21 protein-coding genes, 1 tRNA gene and 5 pseudogenes are annotated in these 22,946 nt (G+C 51.9%); 16 read left to right on the top strand and 11 right to left on the bottom strand.

Annotated elements, in window-relative coordinates; genetic code table 11:
- Positions 1-185 precede the first annotated feature (185 nt).
- The 5 genes and pseudogenes from PGY33_RS07365 to PGY33_RS07345 form a co-directional block, all read right to left on the bottom strand.
- Positions 186-1,580, bottom strand: a complete 1,395-nt coding sequence (locus PGY33_RS07365; RefSeq protein ID WP_270477926.1) for a site-specific integrase — start codon at positions 1,578-1,580, stop codon at positions 186-188.
- Between the two features lie 20 nt (positions 1,581-1,600).
- Positions 1,601-1,807: a helix-turn-helix domain-containing protein gene (locus tag PGY33_RS07360; protein WP_117492175.1), complete on the bottom strand. Its 207-nt coding sequence runs from the start codon at positions 1,805-1,807 to the stop codon at positions 1,601-1,603.
- A gap of 528 nt (positions 1,808-2,335) precedes the next feature.
- Entirely contained in the window at positions 2,336-2,569 is a 234-nt protein-coding gene (locus PGY33_RS07355) for a helix-turn-helix domain-containing protein (protein WP_117492176.1), read from the bottom strand.
- Between the two features lie 7 nt (positions 2,570-2,576).
- On the bottom strand, positions 2,577-3,011 hold the full coding sequence (locus PGY33_RS07350) for a sigma-70 family RNA polymerase sigma factor (RefSeq protein ID WP_117492205.1): 435 nt from the start codon (positions 3,009-3,011) through the stop codon (positions 2,577-2,579).
- Between the two features lie 531 nt (positions 3,012-3,542).
- Positions 3,543-3,842: pseudogene (locus tag PGY33_RS07345) on the bottom strand (ABC transporter ATP-binding protein); the annotation flags it as partial.
- Between PGY33_RS07345 and PGY33_RS07340 the strand changes: the two are divergent.
- Positions 3,733-4,722: a recombinase family protein gene (locus PGY33_RS07340; protein WP_330673803.1), complete on the top strand. Its 990-nt coding sequence runs from the start codon at positions 3,733-3,735 to the stop codon at positions 4,720-4,722. The pseudogene PGY33_RS07345 and the gene PGY33_RS07340 overlap by 110 nt on opposite strands.
- Positions 4,661-5,353 carry a hypothetical protein gene (locus tag PGY33_RS07335; RefSeq protein ID WP_270477921.1) on the top strand — a complete coding sequence of 231 codons (693 nt, stop codon included), beginning with the start codon at positions 4,661-4,663 and terminating at the stop codon, positions 5,351-5,353. Before PGY33_RS07340 ends, PGY33_RS07335 begins: the two co-directional genes overlap by 62 nt.
- Positions 5,354-5,417: 64 nt before the next feature.
- Here PGY33_RS07335 and PGY33_RS07330 read toward each other — a convergent pair whose 3' ends face one another.
- On the bottom strand, positions 5,418-6,398 hold the full coding sequence (locus tag PGY33_RS07330; protein WP_270478019.1) for a LacI family DNA-binding transcriptional regulator: 981 nt from the start codon (positions 6,396-6,398) through the stop codon (positions 5,418-5,420).
- Positions 6,399-7,056: 658 nt separating this feature from the next.
- On the opposite strand from PGY33_RS07330, the gene PGY33_RS07325 reads away from it, so the two are divergent.
- The 3 genes from PGY33_RS07325 to PGY33_RS07315 all read left to right on the top strand — a co-directional run bounded on the left by PGY33_RS07325 (position 7,057) and on the right by PGY33_RS07315 (position 10,940).
- Complete coding sequence (locus PGY33_RS07325; RefSeq protein ID WP_270477919.1) at positions 7,057-8,700, top strand: solute:sodium symporter family transporter; 1,644 nt, start codon at positions 7,057-7,059, stop codon at positions 8,698-8,700.
- A gap of 117 nt (positions 8,701-8,817) precedes the next feature.
- On the top strand, positions 8,818-9,837 hold the full coding sequence (locus PGY33_RS07320) for a Gfo/Idh/MocA family oxidoreductase (protein ID WP_118360166.1): 1,020 nt from the start codon (positions 8,818-8,820) through the stop codon (positions 9,835-9,837).
- A gap of 95 nt (positions 9,838-9,932) precedes the next feature.
- Positions 9,933-10,940, top strand: coding sequence for a Gfo/Idh/MocA family oxidoreductase (locus PGY33_RS07315; RefSeq protein ID WP_270477916.1), 1,008 nt, complete (start codon positions 9,933-9,935; stop codon positions 10,938-10,940).
- 248 nt (positions 10,941-11,188) lie between these two features.
- Here the strand turns inward: PGY33_RS07315 and PGY33_RS07310 are convergent, their stop codons facing one another.
- The 5 genes and pseudogenes from PGY33_RS07310 to PGY33_RS07295 form a co-directional block, all read right to left on the bottom strand.
- A complete protein-coding gene (locus PGY33_RS07310; protein WP_270477914.1) occupies positions 11,189-12,529 on the bottom strand; it encodes an MATE family efflux transporter in 1,341 nt (446 codons plus the stop codon).
- 105 nt (positions 12,530-12,634) lie between these two features.
- Positions 12,635-12,751: pseudogene (locus PGY33_RS07305) on the bottom strand (glucosamine-6-phosphate deaminase); the annotation flags it as partial.
- A 619-nt stretch (positions 12,752-13,370) separates the two neighbouring features.
- A pseudogene (locus PGY33_RS07300) lies at positions 13,371-13,943 on the bottom strand (IS256 family transposase).
- A pseudogene (locus PGY33_RS14485) lies at positions 13,938-14,144 on the bottom strand (transposase); the annotation flags it as partial. The pseudogenes PGY33_RS14485 and PGY33_RS07300, both read right to left, overlap by 6 nt.
- Before the next feature lie 194 nt (positions 14,145-14,338).
- Positions 14,339-14,536, bottom strand: coding sequence for a helix-turn-helix domain-containing protein (locus tag PGY33_RS07295; RefSeq protein WP_114000934.1), 198 nt, complete (start codon positions 14,534-14,536; stop codon positions 14,339-14,341).
- A gap of 419 nt (positions 14,537-14,955) precedes the next feature.
- On the opposite strand from PGY33_RS07295, the gene PGY33_RS07290 reads away from it, so the two are divergent.
- The 11 genes and pseudogenes from PGY33_RS07290 to PGY33_RS07235 form a co-directional block, all read left to right on the top strand.
- Positions 14,956-15,032 (top strand) — tRNA-Arg (locus PGY33_RS07290).
- Positions 15,033-15,308: 276 nt separating this feature from the next.
- Positions 15,309-15,608 (top strand): hypothetical protein, encoded by a 300-nt coding sequence (locus PGY33_RS07285; RefSeq protein WP_227600687.1) that lies wholly within the window; start codon positions 15,309-15,311, stop codon positions 15,606-15,608.
- Positions 15,601-15,828, top strand: a complete 228-nt coding sequence (locus PGY33_RS07280) for a hypothetical protein (protein ID WP_270477911.1) — start codon at positions 15,601-15,603, stop codon at positions 15,826-15,828. Before PGY33_RS07285 ends, PGY33_RS07280 begins: the two co-directional genes overlap by 8 nt.
- A gap of 2 nt (positions 15,829-15,830) precedes the next feature.
- A complete protein-coding gene (locus PGY33_RS07275) occupies positions 15,831-16,652 on the top strand; it encodes a ParA family protein (RefSeq protein WP_270477909.1) in 822 nt (273 codons plus the stop codon).
- Positions 16,609-17,532, top strand: a complete 924-nt coding sequence (locus PGY33_RS07270) for a ParB/RepB/Spo0J family partition protein (RefSeq protein ID WP_270477905.1) — start codon at positions 16,609-16,611, stop codon at positions 17,530-17,532. Before PGY33_RS07275 ends, PGY33_RS07270 begins: the two co-directional genes overlap by 44 nt.
- A 70-nt stretch (positions 17,533-17,602) precedes the next feature.
- Complete coding sequence (locus PGY33_RS07265; RefSeq protein ID WP_270477903.1) at positions 17,603-18,985, top strand: DUF5688 family protein; 1,383 nt, start codon at positions 17,603-17,605, stop codon at positions 18,983-18,985.
- A gap of 30 nt (positions 18,986-19,015) precedes the next feature.
- Positions 19,016-19,507, top strand: a complete 492-nt coding sequence (locus tag PGY33_RS07260; protein WP_118753557.1) for a PcfB family protein — start codon at positions 19,016-19,018, stop codon at positions 19,505-19,507.
- Positions 19,504-21,282 carry a VirD4-like conjugal transfer protein, CD1115 family gene (locus PGY33_RS07255; protein WP_118753558.1) on the top strand — a complete coding sequence of 593 codons (1,779 nt, stop codon included), beginning with the start codon at positions 19,504-19,506 and terminating at the stop codon, positions 21,280-21,282. The genes PGY33_RS07260 and PGY33_RS07255 overlap by 4 nt, the downstream gene beginning before the upstream one ends.
- Positions 21,272-21,769, top strand: coding sequence for a hypothetical protein (locus PGY33_RS07250; protein WP_199679700.1), 498 nt, complete (start codon positions 21,272-21,274; stop codon positions 21,767-21,769). The genes PGY33_RS07255 and PGY33_RS07250 overlap by 11 nt, the downstream gene beginning before the upstream one ends.
- 274 nt (positions 21,770-22,043) lie before the next feature.
- A complete protein-coding gene (locus tag PGY33_RS07240; RefSeq protein ID WP_118753559.1) occupies positions 22,044-22,568 on the top strand; it encodes a flavodoxin family protein in 525 nt (174 codons plus the stop codon).
- A gap of 201 nt (positions 22,569-22,769) precedes the next feature.
- A pseudogene (locus PGY33_RS07235) lies at positions 22,770-22,898 on the top strand (Maff2 family mobile element protein); the annotation flags it as partial.
- Positions 22,899-22,946 lie beyond the last annotated feature (48 nt).

The following is a 22,946-nucleotide window of genomic DNA, read 5'->3' as shown; positions in this document are numbered from 1 at the left end:
AAGCACCGCTGCAAGCCTTTTTTCGGGGTTTGCAGCGTTTTTTTGTTCCTCCTTCTCCCGGCAATTTCACTTCCGTTACCGGGAGATTTTTATACGCCGCATGATGTATATTTGCTAATTGGACTCGAACGCTTTTCAGAAATTTGCTAAGAAAATTCTGCGTTTTGCTAATTCGATTTTTCGGATCACTTTGCCGGGGCTTGCGCCGCTATCAGGGCCGCGAGCGCACTTGCCAGTTCCGGAGACTTCTGAAGCTGCTCCACAAGGCTTGCAATATCCGTTGCGGCAGGCTCCGATTTTGCCGGTTCTTCCGGCGGACGAACATTATGAAGGTCACGCGCGAAATAAAACGCTTTTTCAAACTTCTGCGCATCGATCTTTCTATCCTCATCCAGAATATGCGCGTATACCTTGGTAATCATGTCGATCTCGGCATGGCCTGTATCGCCCTGGGTGGCTTTCAGATCGCCGTGGTTCAGTTTCAGCTTGTAGGTGGTACTGGAATGACGGAGAGAATGAAAGACCACCTTCGGCAGTCCTGCGTCCTCACGGAGTTTTGCAAACTCTTTAAGGATGATCCGATCCTCGCAGGGGCGGCCATTGGGAAGTGCTACAACCAGATTGAAGTCCTGATACTCGTCACCCAGGAAGCCTTTCAGCTCGTCCTGGGACTTCTTCCATTCCCGCAGGATGTAGGCCAGCGTTTTCGGCAGCCACACCTTACGGATGCTGGAATCGGTTTTCGGCTTTTTCAGAATAATTCTTGTGCTGGTGTTCGGCATGAGCGGAGTGAAGATGTAATAGATATCCTTCTCACCCAGCGTTTCAATCGCCCGTTTGGAAGCCCTCGTCAGTTCCTTGTCGATGTAGACATAGGCATTATCCGCCGCAATATCTTCATCGGAAATATGGACGTTCTCCCAGGTCAGCCCCAGGATTTCACCCATACGCAAAGAGCAGGCGAAGGAAAGGTTCATTGCTACATAGAGCTTGCTGTCCGTGCATTTGTCCAGGGCAAGACGGATCATATCCGCCGTCCAGATATCCCGTTTCGCATACTCCGTTTTTGGGAGGATCACATTGTCAAAGGGATTTCTTGCAATGATTTCCCATCGTACCGCCTGCTTAAACGCACACCGCAGGAGCTTGATGATCTTTTCAATGGTCTTGTCACTGACATAAGTGGTAACGGCCTTTCGGGTTTTGGTAGACACTGACTTGGTTTTCTGCAAGGTCTGGATATAACCGTCAACCGCACGGGGAGTAACCGCCTGTACCTCCATATCACCGATGATCGGATTGATATAGTTCGCAATCAGCGCCGTTTGGCTGTCATACATAGACACGCCCCATTTCTTTTCTCCGTAAAGAGATACGAAGTCATAAAGGAACTCGGTGATCGTCTGATTGCTTGGCGGGAGAAAAGTTCCCGTGTGCTGCTGATTTTCGATTTCTGCCTTGCGCTTCAAGGCCTCTTTGTGGGTATGCCAGGTTTCCCACTTCTGTTTGGTTTCTCCGTTTTCATCCACATAGTTGTAAACAACGGAATAGTTTTTCTTTCGCTTGATTATAGATGCCATATCGTTCTTCCTTTCTTGGATCACAGGTCGAGGGAGTCAAGCCACTCGTCAAATGACCGCTTGGAAATGCGTATGGCGTTACCAATTCGCACGATTTTGAAGTGCCCTTCTTTTACAAGGATATATGCGGAAGTTCTTCCGATGCCCAGGATTTGAGCAATATCGTCAACCGTATACGTCCTTCTTTCAGGGGGGGCTTTCTTCGTGCCGTTCCATGTTTGAGACATGAGAACCCCCTTTCAGTTATGAAAAGGAACAGCACGAATATGTGTGGGTAATATAACTTCCACCATCATTTTACCGTGCTGCTCCGTGTTTGTCTGCTGCTAATTGAAAAGTTTACGATCTATCCATAAACTTTCAAAAAAGAAAAGTAGGCTTACGGACGGCTGTTGGCACAGCTCCACGGGAGTCTAACCCCGGCCCATGCTGATGGGTGCGGCGCACAATGCTTTGTGGGCGTTCAATGCGCGAGTATCTTTAACCCTGCCCGTCTGTCATCGCCCACAAGCTGCCACGCTTGCTTTGCGGTCTGGTGCTGTTCGCTCGCCCGTTGCAGTGGTCCCGTCCTGCGGACTTGAAACGAGGTCATGGCGCACCGACCGTATGGCTCGGCACAAACAGGAATGTATCCGTTTACCTTATACTGCGGCGTTGGTCTCCCAACGGGCTTTCTTTGTCAAGGTGCTGCTTCCGGCCACGAAAGAGAGGAAACAGGGAAAGGGTAAGCTGTTTTCGCTTTTAGACCGGGCTTGTCAACTCATGCTGACAATGGAATGAATGAGCTTGATCTCCAATCGGCGCTTCATGTATTCGTCCACCCGAACATGGGGCTGGCCGTCAGGATCGTAAAGCGTCCGGGTGCAGAGCTTATTGATATAGCCCTCATAATACCGGAGTACCTGATCCACAGCCTGAGAGTTCCCGTCACGGGCGGCGTCGATCACCAAAAGAGAAAGAAGCTCCTTGCTTTTGTATGTAGGCTTCATCGTTTCTTCAACCTCCCTTCGGCATGAGTGCGGCCAACTTGATCCGCAGCTCGGTCAATGATTTTGCCCTTCGCCGCTGAACGGCGCTGCGAGACATTCCCACAAGGCGGCCAACCTCCTGATCCGGCAGGTCCAGAACAAAATGCAGGATCAAAATACTCTGCTCCTGAACAGACAAACCGGCGAAGGCATCAGCCACAAGCTCGTTTTCGATATGCAGGTCATACCCGTGGGACGAGAATGTAAATCTGTCACTGGGGTAATGATCTACAACGCAGAGCTTGTCCATCTCCATTTGCGGAAGGTCGCTGAATGACAGTTCCCCGTCACGGCGCCTCTGCATTTCCCGGCGGTAGTCGATTGCCTCATGGTACAGTACCAGTTTGCAGTAAGCATCGAACTGGCACCGCTCGCCATAGTCATTACGGGGGATCATATCCATCTTTTCACCCCCTTTTCTGGGGAATGAGGTGGGGTTCTCCCTTTCCGCTAACAAGGCGAACGCAAAGCCGCTCGCTACCCGCTAAAAGCCTCCTTTTTGAAAATTTCTCAAAAAATTTTTTCGAGGCGGGCTTGTCCTCGGAAAACAGAAAAAAGCGCCCAACAAGTCGCAACGGACCTGCTGGGCGCAGAAATGTTTTATAAGGATGATTGCTTACATGGTATAGTTCACATTCAAAGCCGGATGGCTCCGATGGAGGGACTACGCTTTTTTTAGCTGGTGCAAATCATGGATACTACGAAAAAGAGAAAAGGACACGGTAAATAACCTCCCATCGACTACCGTGTCCCTGCAAGTCGTCATTGGTTTGTGTAAACGCAAAGAAACGGCGGCTCTGATTTCTCAAAACCACCGTTAGGGTAATAACTTAAAATGAGCGCGCAAAATCACCTGCCCTAGCCAGCGGTTTTTTTCTTTCCCCGTAGTCGGGGCAGGTTCATGCGCTATGCAATTATTCTTCTTTAGCTTCTATTAAGCTGATATTTTTTGCTCTGCGTTCCACATAGCAGCATATTTTCCGCCTTTCGCAAGCAATTCTTCATGGGTTCCCGATTCAGCAATCCCACCATCACCCATTACAAGGATTTGGTCTGCATTTTTGACAATGGAAAGGGTATGAGCAATCATTACCACTGTCTTTTTCTCTTTTAACAGATTGGCGATGGCCTGCTTTACGGCAAGCTCATTTTCAATGTCAAGAGATGCTGTTGCTTCATCCAAAAGCAGGATGGGGCTATTTTTCAGGATAGCGCGGGCTATTGAAATTCGCCGACTGGACGAAATGCAGGCGCAGGGCCGCAGCATTTTCGACACCGACCTTGCCGTGGCATATTATGCCCGCGTTTCGACCGACAAAGACGAGCAGATCAACAGTCTGAGCAACCAGAAACGCTATTTTGAGGACTGCATTGCCGAAAATCCGCACTGGACGTTCGCCGGCGGCTATGTCGATGAGGGCATCAGCGGCACGTCGGTCGAGGGGCGCGAGCAGTTCCTCAAAATGATCGAGGATGCCAAACGCGGAACGTTTGATCTCATTATCACCAAGGAGATCAGCCGTTTCGCCCGAAACACGCTTGACAGTCTGCGCTACACGCGCGAGCTGCTGCGGTTCGGCGTGGGCGTGTACTTCCAGAACGACAACATCAACACCTTCGACAAGGACGCCGAACTGCGGCTCACCATCATGTCCTCGATTGCACAGGATGAGGTGCGTAAGCTGTCCGAACGCACACGCTTCGGATTCAAGCGGGCGCAGGAGAACAGCGTTCTGCTCGGACAGAACAACCTGTTCGGCTACAACAAGACAGATGGACGGCTGGAAATCATTGAGCCGGAAGCCGCCATCGTCCGTGAGGTATTCGAGCGCTACGCCGCCGGAGAACTCGGTCTGCGGGCGATCGCCAACGATCTGGACCGCCGCGGCATACGCGGACGGCAGGGCCGTCCGTTCCATTATTCCACCCTGTACGGCATGATCCGCAACCCGAAATACAAGGGCTGCTATGCCGGACGGCGGTACGCCTCCCGTGATTACCGCGACAAGCGCAGCTACCGCCTGAGTGGGGACAAGTGGCTCGTACACGAGGATGACCGCATCCCCGCCATCGTGCCCGAAGCACTGTGGGAGCAGGCCAACCGGCGGCTGTAACTCTCCTACGGTTTACAGCCACGAGCTGGACCGCATTCTCACGCGTGTCTTTGCGCTGGTGACCGAGGAACAGTCCGCCGCCGTGCAGGAATACATCGACACGCTCCGTGCCTTTGCCGCCCGGCAGGACAGCGGCCTCGCCCTCGCCCAAGTCGAGCAGGAGATGGCGGCACTCGGAAAGCGCAAGGACAAGCTGCTCGATCTGGTGCTTGCGGGAGCGCTCTCAAATGAGGAGTTCAAGCAGCGCAACGAAGTCTGCAACGAGCAGCTTGCCGCACTCGAGGAGCGGCGCAGCTCCCTGCAGAACACAGAGCAAACCCTTGCGGAACGCATCCGGCGTGTGGAAAATCTGCGCCGCACGATCGAGGAACAGTGGCAGGCGAACTGCGGCTTTTCGCGTGAAATGTCCAAGGCGCTGGTGAACCGCATCGTTGTGGATGCAGACGAGAACAAGACCTGTATTTCTCTGGATGTTTTCCTCACCGCCGGCCGAGAGTCCTGCACGGATCCGGTGCTTCCCGCCGCATCACAAGCCTCGGATGCACCGCTGAAAATGACCTTTCCGCGTCCACGCTCCGGTCATCAGGGCGGGTATGAGGTGACGTACTGTGTACGGTGGCATCTGGATTGAATCCTATGAAAAAAGCGCTGTTTTCCAAAGAAAACAGCGCTCCTGTCTGTCGTTTTTGCGTTGATTACGCCTGCTTCACCGAATCCCCCTGCACCAGCTCGGTGGGAACCAGAAAGCGCAGCGGATCGTATTCCTCTCCGCAGACAAACGAAATCAGCTTGCGGATGCTCAGCTCTGCCTGCTGACGGCAGTGCACATCAATCGAAGTCAGGGACGGCAGTGCTATTTTTCCAAGGGGATTATTATCCACACCAACCAGCGAAACCTCGCCGGGCACCGAAACCCCGCGCAGGAACAGCGCCTTTGCCGCACCGACGCCCAGATAGTCGTTCGCACAGAAGAACGCATCCGGCAACTCGTCCACCTGATCTAGTGCACGGTCAATCGTCCGCGGAATATCCGCGTCATCCGCTCTGGGTGTCAGCAGCAGGTGCTGCGGATCATACGGCAGACCGAACCGCCGCAAGGCGCTGCGGAAGCCGTCATACCGTTCTCCGAATGCCGTGGAATACATCGGATCACCGATAAAACCCATTTTGCGGCAGCCGCAGGTATACAAATACTGCACCGCCTGATAGGCCGCCTCTGTGTTGTCCTCAATATAGGTGCACACACGCAAGCTATGATAGCGTGTTCCCACCGCTACGACCGGCAGCCCGCACGATACGATATTGGCCGCCAGCGTTTCTTCCATGTCACCGAGGATCAAAACACCGCTGATCTCGCTTTCCGTCAGCCACCGACGCAGTGCCTGCGAATCGCGATCCCAGTATTCGTTATCAAAAACCATCATTTGATAGCCGTGCTCATACGCCATCCCCAGAAACAGCTTCTGGAACGCCATATAGAAGTAGGAATCCTTCAGATGTGCGCCGGTCGAGATCAGCCCCAGCTTTTGGGACGGTGTGCGGTGACTTTTATGTGCATAATACCCCAGCTCTGCCGCAATGCCGCAAATCCTTGCGCGCGTATCATGATTGACGTTTGGCATATCCCGCAGTGCCAGCGATACGGTATTGATGGAAACCCCTGCCCGCTCCGCGATTTGTTTGAGTGTAACCTTTGCTATGACGCATTCCCCATTTGTTTGAAAAAGTAAAACCGTTATCAGGTCACTTTCATATTAAAGTATTGTGCCGCTGATGTCAAGGGGCATCCAAACCGCAGACGGATCCTGCCGCCGTGGATACGGATCTGCGGTTCCCGCGTGTTGTTTATCGGTACTGCGACCGGATTTCTGCGCAGCTACCGATTACTATTGCACTTTTATCATATTATGCATCGGTAAATCTTATATTAAAGTATTAGGAAAATATACGAATTAGCCAAAGTTTTTTAATATTAAATCTTAATTTTCTGCATAAAAGTTTGCTTTTTACCGTTCTTCTGCTGAATCGTGCCCTTAATCGGAGTTGTTTCGTATGAAAACTCACCATTTTTCACAAGAATCATCTTTCTTGACATTGAAAAATAATATGATAGAATGTGTTTGTAAGCAGAAAAATCATATCGTAAATCCCTATTAATTTTATATTTCTAATATTAAAAAGCTATCTGTCGCCGGAGCGGAAAGGAGGACCCCAAACAAATACGCAGTCGCAAGCGCCTATAAAATTTTCCTGAGAAAGACTGCGAGGCGGCGAAAAGAGTAAGCACAAAATAATAAAGCGTAAAATTGTAGAGAAAGAAGGAGAGATCAACATATGCTTTTTACTGCTGTAACCTTCATTGCGTTCACTGCGCTCGTCGCTGTCATTGCATGGTGGCGCACGCGCGACGATGACCTGAGTACACAGGACGGTTATTTCCTTGCAGGCCGCAGCCTGACCGGACCGGTAATCGCCGGCTCCCTGATGCTGACCAACCTTTCCACCGAGCAGCTGATCGGTCAGACCGGCCAGAGCTTTTCAACCAACATGGGACCGATCGCCTGGGAAGTCACCTCAGCAGCAGCACTTGTCATTCTGGCGCTGGTATTCCTGCCGCGCTATCTCAAGATGGGACTGACTACCGTACCGGAATTCCTCGAAAACCGCTACGACAGCACAACCAAGCGTATCGTTTCCATCATGTTCCTGCTCGGCTACCTGCTCACCTATCTGCCGACCGTTCTGTATTCGGGCGCACTGGTATTCAACCAGATCTTCGAGGTCGATAAGCGCATGGGTGTATCGCAGATGCAGGGTGTTATCATCACAGCTGTTGCCATCGGTATCGTCGGCGCCTGCTACGCCATCTTCGGCGGCCTGAAGGCGGTTGCGGTATCGGATACCATCAACGGCATCGGACTGATCATCGGCGGCTTTATGATCCCGATCTTCGGTCTGCTGCTGCTCGGCAATGACCACTTCCTCGCCGGTCTGCGCGATCTGATCTCGGTCGTACCGGCAGAAAAGTTCAACGCCATCAATCCGGTCAACGCAATGGCGCCGATGATCCCATGGCCGGTGCTCTTTACCGGCATGGTCGTCAACAATATGTTCTACTGGTGTACCAATCAGGCGATCATTCAGCGAACGCTGGGTGCAAAGAACCTGTGTGAAGCACAGCGCGGTGCGATCTTTGCAGGCTTCCTCAAGTGCTGCGGCCCGTTCTTCATCACCATCTGCGGCCTGATCTGCTACCGTATGTCGATGGACCCCGCCGAGGGCTTCTTCTCCGCGGAGCACATCGCAAATCTGGCACAGAACGGCGACCTTGCCTATCCGACGCTCATCCTGAACGTCCTGCCCAAGCCGCTGCTCGGCTTCTTCGCAGCCGTGCTGTTCGGTGCGATCCTGTCGTCCTTTAACTCGGCGCTCAATTCTTCGGTCACGCTGTACACGCTGGATATTCACCGCCCGCTGTTCAATCCGCAGGCAACGGACGCACAGCTGGTTCGCATCGGCAAAATCTTCGGCACCGTGCTTGCCATCGTTTCGATCTGCGTGGCACCGGTCGTCAGCTTTGCTCCCTCCGGTCTGTATGACTTCCTCCAGTCCTGCTTCGGATTCTTCAACGTGCCGATTCTGGCGGCGGTCATCGTCGGTCTGTTCACCAGAAACGTTCCCGCTCGTGCCGCCAAGGTATCGATCGTGATGCACGTTGTTCTGTACTCCATTTCCAAATTCATCCCTGCACTCCAGAATGTGCACTACCTGTACGTTCTTGCGGTACTGTTCGTACTGAATGTTGCGGTCATGCTGCTGATCGGCAAGATCAGCCCGCGTGCAACGCCGTACGTCATGCAGGATGTCGGCGCTGTCGATCTGACACCGTGGAAATACCGCAAGATTGCTGCCATCGGCGCACTGTGCCTGATGTGCTGCGTTTACCTGCTGTTCTCTCCTCTCGGTCTTGCCGGGTGATGAGATAGAGCCGCCCGCACCGCTGACCGTTTTTCACAGCGGTGCACAGGCGGCAACCTAAAACACCAACAAAAAACATACTGAAATCTCTGTAAACAAAGAAAGGATGCTGTTACCATGGCAAAAACTTTAAAAATCGGTTCGGTCGGTCTGGGTCGTCTGGGCTATGAGCACGCAAAGAATATCGCAAACTATGTCACCGGCGCAGAGCTGACCGCCATCTGCGACACGGACGCAGAGCGCGTAGCACAGGTAGCCGAAGAGCTGAACGTTCCCTACACCTACACGGACGTAGCTGAGATGGTCAAGAACCCGGATCTGGATGCGATCGTTGTCGTTTCGCCCTCCATGTTCCATGCCGAGCACATCAAGCTCGCACTGGATGCAGGCAAGCACTGCTTCTGCGACAAGCCGCTCGACACGACGGTTGAAAAGTGCAAGTTGGCAGAAAAGGCTGTGGAAGCCCATCCGGACAAGGTGTTCATGCTCGGCTTCATGCGCCGCTTTGATGATTCCTACGCAGAGGCCAAGCGCCGCATCGATGCAGGCGACATCGGCAAGGTCGTTCTCGTCCGCTCCTACACGCAGGACCCCCGCACCACCATCGAGGGTACGCTCAAGTTTGCACCGCACTCCGGCGGCCAGTATCTGGATATGTGCGTGCATGACCTCGACCTGATCCGCTGGTTTACCGGCGCAGAGGTCAAGCGCGTCTGGGCGATCGGCGGCGTATTCGAGTTTGACCTGTACCGTGAGCTGAACGACGCAGATAACTGCTGCGCAACCGTACAGCTGGACAACGGCGCAATGGGCTTCATGTTCACCAACCGCACCCACGGTGCAGGCTGCAACGTAGAAACCGAGATCATCGGCACGCACGGCACGCTGCGCATTGCAAATGTCGGCGCAAAGAACCTGCTTCAGATTGTAGACGGCTCCGGCGCACGCGAGGAGTACTATCCGGACTTCCTCAGCCGCTGGCATCAGGCCTATATCAATGAGATCCAGGAGTTCGTATCCTGCATCAACGAGGGCCGCAAGCCCGGTGTCACCGTTTACGACGGCACCAAGGTTTCTCAGGCGGCATACCGCTGCAAGGAATCCTTTGAAACCGGCGAAATGCTGGTGAACGAATAATCATCGTTGCATCACGGGGCGGGCAGAGAACGCATCTGTCCGCCCGGTACCGCCATTCATTCTGTTTCCCAAGAGACCGGAAGGAGGACTCTGACATGAGCAAAGAAATCAAAGTCGGTGTCATCGGCTGCGGTGCGATCGGCAGACAGCATATCGCACGCCTGATGAACACGATTCCCGAAACGCGCGTGGTTGCCGTTGCGGATTATTATCAGCCGTCTGCGCAAGCGGTTGCAGAGCAGTACGGCATCACCTGCTGCGCCACCGGCGAAGAACTGATCGCACTCCCCGAAGTAGATGCTGTGCTCGTCACATCCGCAGACCCGTCCCATGCGGGCTATGTGCTCGAATGCATCAAGGCGGGCAAATTCGTATTCTGCGAAAAGCCGCTGGCGCAGACCGCACAGGAATGTGAGGAGATCATCCGCGCAGAGGTTGCAGGCGGCAGACGGCTGGTGCAGGTCGGCTTCATGCGCCGTTATGACCGCGGCTATGCTGCCATGAAGCAAGCGATCGAGTCCGGAGAGATCGGCGCTCCGCTGATGATCCACTCGTGCCATCGTAATATGTCGCAGGCGCCCGGCTTTGCGACCGACTACGCAGTAACGCGTGTTGCAATTCACGAAATTGATATTTCCCGCTGGCTGCTGGACGATGAATACGCTGAGGCGCAGGTGCTGGCAGTCCGTCAAAGCAAAAACACGCAGGGGGACTGGCTCAACCCGCAGATCATGATGCTGACCACCCGTTCGGGACAGCGCATCGATGTAGAGGTACAGACCGACGGCGCATATGCCTATGATATCCAGTGTCAGGTAGTCGGTGAGAACGGCACGGTCAGCCTGCCCGATCCGTCGGCTGTGGTCAAGCGCTCGGGCGCAGCCTGCAGCTTCCCGATCATGACCGACTGGTCGCAGCGTTTTATCGAAGCGTATGACATTGAGTTCGATGCATGGGCCAAGGCTCTGCTGAACGGTGCACCGGACGGTCCGTCCGCATGGGATGGCTACGTTGCCTGTGTCACCGGCGATGCACTCATTCTCTCCCGCCAGACCGGCAAGCCGGAAGCGATCGAGCTGATGGAAAAGCCGTCCATCTACTAAATGGTTTCTGCCTGAATCTATTCCCATTTTTTCATGCCCTGCGTATCGCAATGCGTGCGCAGGGCATCCTTTTGTCGTTTTCCCTGCGCTGTTCCGTAAAGGAGCAGGGCTGACCAGACCGATCACCCGCTCTGCAAACAAAAAAGACAGCTCTCGCTGTCTTTTGGTTTGTCGAAAAGCCTTCGCGCCCGCAGGGCGCGAAGGCTTTTCATCGAGCTTCGATCAAAAGTGCAGTTTCGATCGAGAGGCTATTGCATCATCTCCCGCTTGATCTTCCCAACCCGGATATAATACCAGACCAGATTGAGTGCCGCCGCACACACCCATGCTGCGCCTTCCGCGAAAAACACACCGCTCTTTCCAATGAAAACCGGCAGCACGAGTGCCGCGCCCATGCGCATAAGCATTTCTGCAAAGCCAGAGAGCGTCGGCACAGTCATTTCACCCAGACCCTGCATAGAGGAGCGATACGCCTGCAGCACGAACAACGCAAGCAGAAATGCCATCAGCACCATAAGATACCGGTGTGCCACCGCAAGCGCATCCGCTGCGCCCGCTTCCTCAGTCGAGAGGAACAGTCCCAGCAGCGGCTTGCCAGCCAGCAGCATGGTCGCCACAATAGCGGCAGTAAATCCTATAGAAAGTACCAGCACCGCCCGAATGCCCGCATCAATGCGCGCGGCATTGCGTGCCCCACGGTTCTGACCCATATAAGCTGTCATGGCATAGCCAAACGCCACCGATGCACTTTCGAGTATGCCATACAGCTTATTTGCCGCCGTATAGCCCGCTACGAACACCACGCCGAAGCCGTTCAATACGGACTGCAGCACCATGCCGCCCAGTGTGATCATGCTCATCTGCAGACCAGTCGGAATGCCAAGGCGGCACAAGTGCAGCAAAATGGCAGGGTCGGTTTTCCAGTCGGCTTTGGCCAGCTGAACGAACGGCAGCCGTCGCAATGACCGCAGACACAACAGAAACGCAATCAGCTGTGCCAGTACGGTTGCGAACGAAGCCCCGAAAATACCCCAGCCAACCCCCATCACGAACAGCAGGTCGAGTGCAATATTAGCAAAGCTCGCCGCGAGAATCGCGAGCAGCGGCGTTCTGCTGTCGCCCAGACAGCGCAGCACGGCCGCCGCCATATTGTATGCAATAATGATGAGTGAGCCGCCGAACTGCACATATAAGTATGTCTGTGCTCCACCGAACACTGCGGGATCGGTGTGCAGCAACGTGAGCAGCGGCCTTACCAGCAGCAGGCTGATGATCGTCACCGCAATGCCGAACCAGCACGACAGTTTAACGATCATAGCCAGTACACGACGCAGCCGGTCGTATGCGCCCGCGCCGAACTCCTGTGCTGCGAGGATTGTAAAGCCCTGCAGTCCCCATAAAACCAGCCAGTTGATCCAATCCGCCGCACCGATGGACGCCAGCGCCTGCATACCGACACCACGTCCAATAATAATCGTATCTACAATGGTATACAACTGCTGAAATACACTTCCCAGCATCAGCGGCAGGGAAAACAGCAGAATCAGTCGTATCGGACGGCCATGTGTCATATCGGTAACACGAGCCATACCGCACCTTCCTTGCGAAAAATCAGCAAAACCCAAAGCACAGAAGGAGACAAAACTGCACTTCGGGTTTCGAGGCGGTGATACCGCCGCTGATATGATCAGAAATCAGATAAAGTCACCGCACAGGCTGAGCGCTGCCTCATCTGCGATAATGATCGCATCATTATGCAGCTGCAGGATCGATCCGGGCACTTTGGGCGTCACCGGACCGAAACAGGATTCTCAAACAGCAAGAGTGTCCAAATGAAAGATATAGTGGTAAAATAGAGCTATGAAAAAGATGACAGTAGAGGCATGGAAGAAATGCCCGGTATGTGGAAAAACTGAAAATCAGGTACGAGCAGGATATAATGGGTCAGGAAGTCAACGCTGCAAATGTAAGGAGTGCGGCAAATACTACACAATAAACCCTAAACAGCACACGTATCCGGAAGAAACCCGAAAACTGGCACTAAAGATGTACTATGGCGGGATCAGCGGACGAAGTGTTGGAAAGATTCTGCACATGAACAAATCCAATGTGATGAATTGGATAAAAAAGCCAGCTGCAAGGAGAATTCAGCGCCCAAACAGACACCAAAGATCGTGGAAATGGATGAACTGTATTGGTTTTTGAAGTACAAACCGAGAACAAAAACGCGGGAAAATAGGGCCTATCCCGAATTCTGTGTAACCGCTAAAATGCGGTGTACAATAGAACTTATATTTCAAGGCGGGAGCGGCGCTGGCTGCGCCCACCTTGTCTACAACATAACGCCAACAGGGGCGGAAGTCAAGGGGCACCCTCGTCCATTGGAGCCTCGTCGGCGGCGTAGCGCCCCTTGCCCTTTGAGCCGGGTTGTTAATCAGGCATCCGATCCTCGAAGTAGATTGCCAGCTGGGCATGAATCATGCTCCAGTCCTGTCTGCGGCCGGTCCACTTTTTCGTGATGTCGATCATCGCCAGATACAGCATTTTGAAAAGGCTGTCATCGGTCGGAAACACGGATTTCGACTTGGTTACCTTCCTGAGCTGACGGTTAAAGCCTTCAATCGTGTTGGTCGTATAGATCAGCCGCCGAAGTGCTTAAGGAAACTTAAAATAAGTGCTGAGATTTGCCCAGTTATCCCTCCACGACTGAGAAATCTTGGGGTATTTCTTGTCCCAGTGTTCTGCAAACGTGTCTAACGCGTCCAAAGCAGCCGGTTCATCTACCGCTGCGTAGACTGCTTTTAAGTCAGCCATAGGTACCTTCAAATCCTTGTAGGAGACATATTTGCTGGAATTTCGAAGCTGATGGATGATGCAGTTCTGGATTTCCGTCTTGGGATAGACCGCCTCAATTGCCGCAGAAAAACCGGTCAAATTATCCGTACAGGCAATGAAAATATCCTCGATGTCCCGGCTGATGTTGGTCTGATTTTTCCTCAGCACCTTGAGGTCAAATTCGCTCTTGCGATCTCGCGGCACAGATACCTCTACATCGCCCAAACTGGTGCGCAGGGTTTTGCTGCTGTGCCCGTTCCGGCTGTTATCCGTGTCCTTGTTCTTGCTGCCTACATTTGCCAGCTGCAGCAGCTCACGAATTTTTTCGCGACGTGTGTTTTCTTCTGGGGTTCTTTTCCTTCTTGCCATTGTGATTACCTCCGTCATCCTGCTTCTATTCTACACCTTGTTGGATGTTTACACAAAGTTTGGGATGGAGTCGGAGAACTTGTGAAAAATCCAATGGCGCTTATACACACTCTGCCTTATCCAATCAGCTAAAGCGAGGCTTGTAACATAGAAACGCCATAGGTTTTTTGAGCCTACGGCGTTTCTTGCGATATTCACAATTCCAAACTTTCCAGCCACTCGTCAAAAGATTTCTTGGAAACGCGGATCGCATTGCCTATGCGGACGATCCTGAACTCCTCCTGCTTGACGAGCTGATATGCGGTTGTGCGGCCGATGTTTAGCATAGCCGCAATCTGTTCTACGGTATATGTGCGCGGTTCCGGCAGTGACTTTTTCTCTTTCTTGTCCATAGTAACCTCCATGTATTTGCCTTGTCATTTTGACTAAGGGAGTGAAGAATGGCAGTAGCAATCAGCTTTGGCGGGATGTCCTCTTGCTAAGAATTTGCTAATAGGACCACCCAACGGACACATAAAACTGCGTCAGAATAGGTGTTTTGCACTATAAAGTTCGTTTACTGCAAGTCATTCTGCGTAAGGGATGATATTGGAAGTTACATCCGAACCGTGTATCACATGGTATGCCATACTCCTAAGCATGTGTTTTATCACAGAGAATTTTCTCTGGTCGCGGACCGTTGTTAGATCAAGATACGGATGGATTTTGAAGTTTACTCGTTCTGGACCGCGAAAAAACGTGAAATATGACGCGCAACAAAATCGTCCTTTAAACACTGCATTCCACGCAAATCACACTATTTTTAATACCTGTCTCAGTAGCTCAGTTGGATAGAGCACATGCCTCCTAAGCATGGGGCCGAGGGTTCGACTCCCCCCTGGGACGCCAATCAAGAACGCAGAAGATATATTTCTGCGTTCTTTTTCTCTAACAAATTTCAAAAATTCTGTCTAATCGTCTAATAAAACCGCGATTTTTCTAATAACACGCGCCATTTTCGGTTGTTTTGAACACAAAAAGCTGCTAATAAATGGTGTGTGACAGCCTGTTCCCTGCTGTTAGCAGGAGACTGTCTGATATCATTTTTAACATAACCCTGTGGTGAAATTTTCATCACAGGTTTTTTTATTTTATCCGAAAATCATTTGAATGGAGGCATCCAACGTGCAAAAAGACGTCAAACCTCACATCGTTCTGATCGATGGAGTCAAGTATTACAGCGACAAGCCCGAGACCTGCCGCAGCTGCTTTTTCTGGAAAAACCGCAAGGTTCCCTGCATTCTCGGGCAGGAAAACTGCTACTATTTAGCGGAAATCATTCAATCCGAGCAGCAGAAGAAATGCGAGGGCTGCTGTTACGCATCCGGCCGCTCCTGCGTGAGTGCGACCTGCTATAAGGATTTGATGATGCAGTTCAACGCATCAAAAAATACAAAACCAAAGGAAGGTGCCGCAAATGACTAAACACGACGATTGTTTCCGCCGCTTCGAGCGGATGGCAAAATCCGCAAAGAAGAATTTGTCTGGGGATAAGCCCGGCAGCTGCTCGCGCTGTCTGTACTATCGCCCGGATTTTAAGTTCCGTTTCTGTCAGTTCGCCCGCTGTCCCTATGAATTAAAGGAAAATGTGTTTCGCCGCAAGCCGCTGACTCGCGACAAATTTTCTGGCAAGGGAGGCGCATAAATATGTCCGCAACGATCATTGCCGTCGCCAATCAAAAGGGCGGCACCGGCAAAACGACGACCTGCGAAAATCTGGGCATCGGTCTTGCGAGAGAAGGCAAGCATGTGCTGCTCGTGGCTACCGATCCGCAGGCCTCTCTCACAATTGCCCTCGGGCATCCCCGGCCGGATGATCTTCCGGTTACGCTGACCGATTTAATGACGAACGTCATGCAGGAGCGGCCTGTCAACCCCGAAGAAACCATTCTGTCACACACAGAAGGCGTGGACCTCATTCCTGCCAGCATCATGCTGTCCGGCCTCGAAGTCTCGCTCGTAAACGCAATAAGCCGCGAAACTGTCTTAAAGCAGGTTTTAAAGTCGGTAAAATCGCAGTATGACTTTATATTACTCGACTGCATGCCCTCCATCGGTATGCTTACCATCAATGCGCTCGCCGCTGCTGATCAGGTGCTTATTCCGGTTCAGGCGAATTATTTGTCTGCCAAGGGTCTTGAGCAGCTGCTGCAGACGGTCAGCAAGATGAAGCGTCAGATCAACCCCAGGCTGAAAATCGAGGGAATCCTGCTGACGATGGTGGATTCGCGCACCAACTGTGCGAAGGAAATCAGCAGTCTCATTCGCGAGACCTACGGCGGCAGGCTGAAAGTGTTCAGCACTGACATTCCCCGCTCGATTCGCGCCGCCGAAATCAGCGCTGAGGGCGTAAGCATCTTCAAGCACGACCCCGGCGGCAAGGTCGCGGATGCTTATCGAAATTTGACAAAAGAGGTGCTCAAAAATGCCGAAAAAAGGCGAAAACATCAGCTTGACCAGTTACGATGACCTCTTCGAAACGGACGAAAGCCGCGCAGAAAGTCAGCTGGAGTGCGTGCAGAATATCCCTGTTCGTGAACTGATTCCCTTCAAAAACCACCCGTTTAAGGTGCTCGATGATGAGGCTATGCTGCGAACAACCGAAAGCATCGCAGAATACGGTGTCCTGACTCCACTGATTGCCAGACCTCTCGATAATGGCGGATACGAAATCATTTCCGGACACCGCCGTGCTCATGCCGCTGAACTGGCAGGGCTTTCTGAGGTGCCGGTTCTGGTAAGGGATATGGATGATGATGCCGCAACGGTGCTGATGGTAGACTCCAACCTCCAGCGAGAAAATATCCTGCCGAGCGAAAGGGCGTTTGCTTTCAAAATGAAATTGGAAGCACTAAGTCATCAAGGCCAGCGTTCTGATTTAACTTCAGTGCGAGTTGCACCGAAGTTATCAACAGAAATCATCGGTAAAGCAGCAGGCATGAGCAAAGACAATGTAAAGCGCTATATTCGCCTCACCAACCTCGTTCCCGACCTTCTCGATCTGGTTGACTGCAAACAGATCTCCTTCAATCCTGCCGTGGAGCTTTCCTACCTCTCTCCCGAGGAGCAGGAAACCTTCTTACAGGCGATGGACGAAGTGCAGGCTGCCCCTTCCCTTTCGCAGGCGCAGCGGCTGAAAAAGCTGGCGCAGGAAGGCAATTTCACTATGGATGCCGCGAGGGAAATCATGAACGAGGTGAAGAAAGGCGATCTGGAACGAGTCACCTTCCGGAACGAGCAGCTGCGACGATATTTTCCGCGATCCTACACCGCGCAGCAGATGCAGGACACCATCATCAAACTGCTCGATCAGTGGCAGAAAAAGAAATCCCGCGAACACGAACGATAAACACTATACCGCAAAGGGCTCTCCGAATATTTTGGGGAGTCCTTTTATTATCAGAAAGGGCTGAATTTATATGAATTTCCATGAATTTACGACACAGGTTATTTCTGAGATGCGCCGCCGCTTTCCCGGCTACGACATCCAGGTTCAGGAGGTCCCCAAGCTGCAGGGCGAGTCCTATACCAGCATGGCCATTCATCCGAGCGGCGGTGACATCACGTTGACCATGGATCTGGAAGTGCTGTTCGACAGGTTCCGCAATGATCTCTATCTCGGAAATCCGATGAAGGCGATCGAGCGCGAAATTAAGGAAGCGGTCGCCCAGATGCCGCAGTTTGACACGGAAGCGCTCACGAATTACGAGCGCATGAAGGAAAAGCTGACCCTCCAGCTGGTGCCTTCCGCTAAAAACAAGGACCTGCTGGCTGATATTCCGCACAGGAACATCGAGGATATGGCGCTTGCATACCGTTTTGACATGGGTCATAACGAGCGTACTTTTTTCAGCATCCTCGTAACGAATAAAATGCTGGATGCTTACGGCATTTCCGCCGCGCAGCTGCACGATGATGCTCTGGAGGCGGCATCTCACAGCTGTCCGGCAACGCTTCGCAACATGAATGAAGTGATTCGCAACATGGCCGGGCAGACAGACCCGTCTCCCATGTGGGTTGCAAGCATCGAGAACGGTCAGAACGGCGCGTGTGTTATTCAGTATCCGCATTTTCTGGACGACGCAGCAGAAACGCTGGGCGGCAGCTTCTACGTTCTCCCCTCCTCTATCCACGAGGTTCTGCTTCTTGCCGATGACACCAGTCCGTCACTCAGCGAGTTAGAGAACATGGTTCGCACGATCAATCAAGCTGAGGTCGCGCCCGAGGAAAGGCTTTCAGATAATGTGTTCCACTATGACTGCGAGTCTCATATTTTCGAAAACGCACGTACCTTTGAAGCGCGTCAGTCGGCTATGGAGCAGTCTGTTGCAAACGCAGAGCCGTTCGAGGCTGCGAAGCCTGACACCATGACCGTTCTTCTCGTTCAGCCGAATGCGTACCCCAAGGTGATACAGATTGGCTCAGCGCTCGAGGACCTGCAGCATGCGGTCGATGGCGACATCGAGGCAGTTTATCCGTTCGAGGACAGCGTGGGCGTAATCTGCAACGAAGAGGGCAAACTGCGCGGACTTCCGGCAAACCGTGCGCTCCGTGATGAGGACGGTCATATCTACGATGTGATTGCCGGTTCTTTTCTGGTCGTTGGTCTGGGCGAAGAGGATTTCTGCTCGCTCTCTGCGGAACAGATTGACAAGTTCGAGGCGCTGTTCCATCAGCCCGAGGCTTTCGTCAAGATGGGCCACAGCATTACGGCGGTCCCCATTCCCGACAGCGTACTGCAGGCGCGTGATGAGCACAGGAACGAGCCAAAGCTCACCCATTCCAGCCACGATGACCGCTGATGGTACTGACAGCGGAGGAGGTGATGACTCATGCAGGAGGAGATCGAAAACCGGACGGTGAACCTTGCAATCAGCACGACCAAGCTCACCGCCCGCGGCATTATCCGCCTTGCCGCAAAGGGACTTGCCTATATCAAACGAAAATCCCATGACGCGGCGCTGAAAAACAAAAAGCCGGACGGCAGGCAGACCATTCAGCAGTTGATTGGCCAAAATCAAGGCGTAACAAACATTGATATTTCGCAGACCGATCTCAAGGGATTCGAGAAATACGCCCGCAAATACGGTGTTGATTACGCCATCACAAAGGATAAATCCGTGTTTCCGCCGAAGTATCTGGTGTTCTTCAAGGCGCGCGACGCAGATGCCATGACAGCGGCATTCAACGCCTACTCTGCAGAAGTTCTCGCAAAAAGCAAGCGCCCGAGCACGCTCAGCAAACTCCGCAAGCTGATTGATGCGGTGAAGAACATCCCGACGAAGGTGACATCCCGGGACAAGCAGAGGGAGCAGAGCCGATGAGAATAGATACTGTAAAGCTGAAAAAGCTGCTGCTCAAGGTACTTCCCTACCTTCTGTTTGGTCTGTTCTGCACCCATTTTGGGCAGGCGTGGCGCATGACGGAGGGCACAAATGCTTCTGAACAGCTGCTGTCGTTTTTCCAGACGGCAGCAGCTGCCTTCCGCAGTCCCCTTCCGAGCCTTCACCCTGTCGATCTGCTGATAGGACTGCTTTGCGGTGCAGGTCTCCGGGCCGCCGTCTATGTCCGCGGAAAGAACGCAAAGCATTTCCGGCACAACATCGAATACGGCTCTGCCCGCTGGGGCAATGCAAAGGATATCGAACCCTTCATCGACCCTGTTTTTGCGAACAATGTGATCCTCACAAAAACCGAGCGGCTGATGATGAGCAATCGTCCGAAGAATCCGGCCAATGCAAGGAATAAGAATGTTCTGATCGTCGGCGGCTCCGGTTCCGGTAAGACCCGGTTCTGGATTAAGCCCAATCTTTTACAGCTTCACAGTTCCTATGTGCTCACTGACCCGAAAGGTACGACCCTGCTCGAGGTCGGAAATGCTTTTGTGCATGCAAACTATCGGATCAAGATTTTCAACACGATCAATTTCCACAAGTCCATGCACTTTAACCCGTTTGCCTATCTGCACAGCGAAAAGGACATTCTGAAGCTGACAACAACGCTCATGGCAAACACAAAGGGTGAAGGCAAAGGCGGAGATCCGTTCTGGGAGAAGGCAGAAATCCTGCTTTACTGTGCTCTCATCGGGTACATCCACTATGAGGCGCCGAAGGAGGAACAGAACTTCGCCACGCTCATCGAATTCATCAACGCTATGGAAGTCCGTGAAGATGACGAGGATTTTCAGAACGCGGTGGATCTGATGTTTGAAGATCTGAAGAAGAAAAATCCGAACCATTTTGCTGTCCGGCAGTACGCAAAATTCAAGCTTGCTGCCGGCAAAACACTCAAGAGCATACTGATTTCCGCCGGTGCCCGTCTTGCGCCGTTCGACATTCAGGAGGTCCGGGAGATCACCATGTATGATGAACTGGAGCTGGATACGCTCGGAGATGAAAAAACCGCCCTGTTTCTGATGATGTCCGATACAGACGGCAGCTTCAATTTCCTGATCAGCATGATCTACACGCAGCTGTTCAACCTGCTGTGTGAAAAAGCGGATGATGTTTACGGCGGCAGACTTCCGGTGCATGTACGCTGTCTGATCGACGAGGCGGCGAACATCGGTCAGATCCCCAATCTGGAAAAGCTGGTTGCTACCATCCGTTCCCGTGAAATCAGCGCCTGTCTGGTGCTGCAGGCACGAAGTCAGCTTAAAGCCATCTACAAGGACAATGCCGACACCATCATCGGCAACATGGACTCACAGGTATTCTTAGGCGGCTCCGAACCGACCACGCTGAAAGAACTCTCCGAAGCGCTCGGCAAGGAAACAATCGATACCTTCAACACCTCGGATACCCGAGGCAGCAGTCCAAGCTGCGGCACGAACTATCAGAAGCTGGGCAAGGAGCTGATGAGCCGCGATGAACTCGCGGTTATGGAGGGCAGCAGGTGTATTCTTCAGCTGCGCGGTGTCCGCCCTTTCCTGTCAGAGAAATACGATCTGACGCAGCATCCGAATTACAAATATACAGCCGATTTTGACAAAAAGCTCACCTTTAATATTGAGAAATATCTCGATACCCAGGCAAAACTTCACCCAAGCGATGAGTTTTTCGTCATATCAGAACAGGAGGTAAACAGCCATGACAGATAACAAAAATTTAACGGAGTCTCCCGACTTCGTACAGGAAAACGACAAACCCGCAGCTCGTACCGAGGTAACGATTAAATTCGGCAGGGGTCTGATTGGCGATCCCTTCACCTCTAAGAACGGCAAGGAGTTGGTCGAGGTGAAAATCCCAAACGCCGATAAGTCCGATACCCGTCCGTGGGAGTCTTTCGTGATCTCACCGAGGATGATTCACGACAATCAGTTTGGCAAAGGCGTCTGGATGAAGCTCCCCGAGGACGGCACGACCCGTCTTTCCCGCATGACGAAGACCGGAATGGACGAAGCCGGAAAGCCTGTCTGGAACCGCGAGACCAGAACCGTTTCCAACTCCGAGCTGAAGGCTCTGATGGAGTCGTATAAGGAGAAAGCCCGCGGCTCTGTCCTGTCGGATCTGTCCGGCCGCAAAGTACAGGATACCGCGGGCAAGAATTTCGGACGCACTGCTAATGCCTGCGAGATTGACAGGTAAAGGTACTCCTCATGGCGTATTCCGCTTTATTTCCATTTCTTTTACTATTAAAAAGGCTGATAAGCCGCGTTCCGTCTAAAACGGGCAAAAGGAGAACACTCCTGCTTCTGACTGAGAAAGCACATGCTTTAAGGATACGAAGAAATAAGGAAAAGATTTATTTCCGGGGCAGCCTTCGGGCTGCCTTTACATATAGAAGTGGTTTTTCAAAAAGCAATATGATATAATTTGTAGCATAGACAAAGTGACAAATCGGGAGTTGGAGGATACACGCATGAAAATTGTAATCATTAATGGAAGTGCCAGAAAAGGAAATACGCTGGCAGCAATCAATGCATTTATAAAAGGAGCGTCAGAAAAGAATAAAATTGAAATCATTGAGCCCGACAAACTCAACATTGCACCATGCAAGGGATGTGGTGTCTGTCAATGCTCTAAGGGATGCGTCGATAAGGATGATACAAATTCTACAATTGATAAAATTGCTGCCGCAGATATGATTCTTTTTGCTACACCAGTTTATTGGTGGGGAATGTCAGCACAATTGAAACTTATCATTGATAAGTGCTACTGCCGTGGATTGCAGTTAAAAAACAAAAAAGTTGGCACGATTGTTGTAGGTGGTTCTCCCGTAGGCAGTATCCAGTATGAGCTGATTGATAAGCAGTTTGACTGTATGGCAAAATATCTTTCATGGGATATGCTTTTCAAAAAATCATATTACGCAACAGCCAGAGATGAACTTGAAAAAAATAAGAATTCCATGAACGAACTTGAGTGGATCGGAAAAAATTTATAAAGCACACACCAAATTCCAGTTTATCAAACTAAACAATACTTACATAACCGAAACAGACCGATCCTCTGTTTCGGTTATTTTTATGCCCTTTTCCGTCTTGCAGGTGCACCTGCGGTCTGGAGAAGAGCTGTATATATCACTTTTTCATTTTCAAACCGTCCGTTGTCCCCTGTCGGATGCGGGCAAGAGGAGGAACTTATTATGGAATTTTTCAACAGTGCAGTCGAAGTACTGCAGACTCTCGTCATCGCTCTCGGTGCCGGTCTTGGCATCTGGGGCGCGATCAACCTGCTGGAGGGTTATGGTAATGACAACCCCGGTGCCAATGCTCATGTACGGTAAAGTATCACAAGAAAATTATGTCGAATTGACAGCCGC

Origin of the sequence: Butyricicoccus sp. AF18-9LB (assembly GCF_027684505.1) — a bacterium.
Lineage (GTDB): Bacteria > Bacillota > Clostridia > Oscillospirales > Butyricicoccaceae > Agathobaculum > Agathobaculum butyriciproducens.
Note: the sequence above shows the minus strand (reverse complement) of the source record. Positions and strands in the feature narration are given on the sequence as shown.

Coding starts and splice junctions, on each gene's coding strand:
- PGY33_RS07275 (WP_270477909.1), top strand. CDS start 15,831: ATGTCCGCAACGATCATTGCCGTCGCCAATCAAAAGGGCGGCACCGGC.
- PGY33_RS07350 (WP_117492205.1), bottom strand. CDS start 3,011: ATGGATATGATCCCCCGTAATGACTATGGCGAGCGGTGCCAGTTCGAT.
- PGY33_RS07360 (WP_117492175.1), bottom strand. CDS start 1,807: ATGTCTCAAACATGGAACGGCACGAAGAAAGCCCCCCCTGAAAGAAGG.
- PGY33_RS07240 (WP_118753559.1), top strand. CDS start 22,044: ATGAAAATTGTAATCATTAATGGAAGTGCCAGAAAAGGAAATACGCTG.
- PGY33_RS07335 (WP_270477921.1), top strand. CDS start 4,661: ATGACCGCATCCCCGCCATCGTGCCCGAAGCACTGTGGGAGCAGGCCA.
- PGY33_RS07325 (WP_270477919.1), top strand. CDS start 7,057: ATGCTTTTTACTGCTGTAACCTTCATTGCGTTCACTGCGCTCGTCGCT.
- PGY33_RS07270 (WP_270477905.1), top strand. CDS start 16,609: ATGCCGAAAAAAGGCGAAAACATCAGCTTGACCAGTTACGATGACCTC.
- PGY33_RS07295 (WP_114000934.1), bottom strand. CDS start 14,536: ATGGACAAGAAAGAGAAAAAGTCACTGCCGGAACCGCGCACATATACC.
- PGY33_RS07340 (WP_330673803.1), top strand. CDS start 3,733: ATGGCCTGCTTTACGGCAAGCTCATTTTCAATGTCAAGAGATGCTGTT.
- PGY33_RS07255 (WP_118753558.1), top strand. CDS start 19,504: ATGAGAATAGATACTGTAAAGCTGAAAAAGCTGCTGCTCAAGGTACTT.
- PGY33_RS07315 (WP_270477916.1), top strand. CDS start 9,933: ATGAGCAAAGAAATCAAAGTCGGTGTCATCGGCTGCGGTGCGATCGGC.
- PGY33_RS07280 (WP_270477911.1), top strand. CDS start 15,601: ATGACTAAACACGACGATTGTTTCCGCCGCTTCGAGCGGATGGCAAAA.
- PGY33_RS07265 (WP_270477903.1), top strand. CDS start 17,603: ATGAATTTCCATGAATTTACGACACAGGTTATTTCTGAGATGCGCCGC.
- PGY33_RS07310 (WP_270477914.1), bottom strand. CDS start 12,529: ATGGCTCGTGTTACCGATATGACACATGGCCGTCCGATACGACTGATT.
- PGY33_RS07260 (WP_118753557.1), top strand. CDS start 19,016: ATGCAGGAGGAGATCGAAAACCGGACGGTGAACCTTGCAATCAGCACG.
- PGY33_RS07355 (WP_117492176.1), bottom strand. CDS start 2,569: ATGAAGCCTACATACAAAAGCAAGGAGCTTCTTTCTCTTTTGGTGATC.
- PGY33_RS07320 (WP_118360166.1), top strand. CDS start 8,818: ATGGCAAAAACTTTAAAAATCGGTTCGGTCGGTCTGGGTCGTCTGGGC.
- PGY33_RS07365 (WP_270477926.1), bottom strand. CDS start 1,580: ATGGCATCTATAATCAAGCGAAAGAAAAACTATTCCGTTGTTTACAAC.
- PGY33_RS07250 (WP_199679700.1), top strand. CDS start 21,272: ATGACAGATAACAAAAATTTAACGGAGTCTCCCGACTTCGTACAGGAA.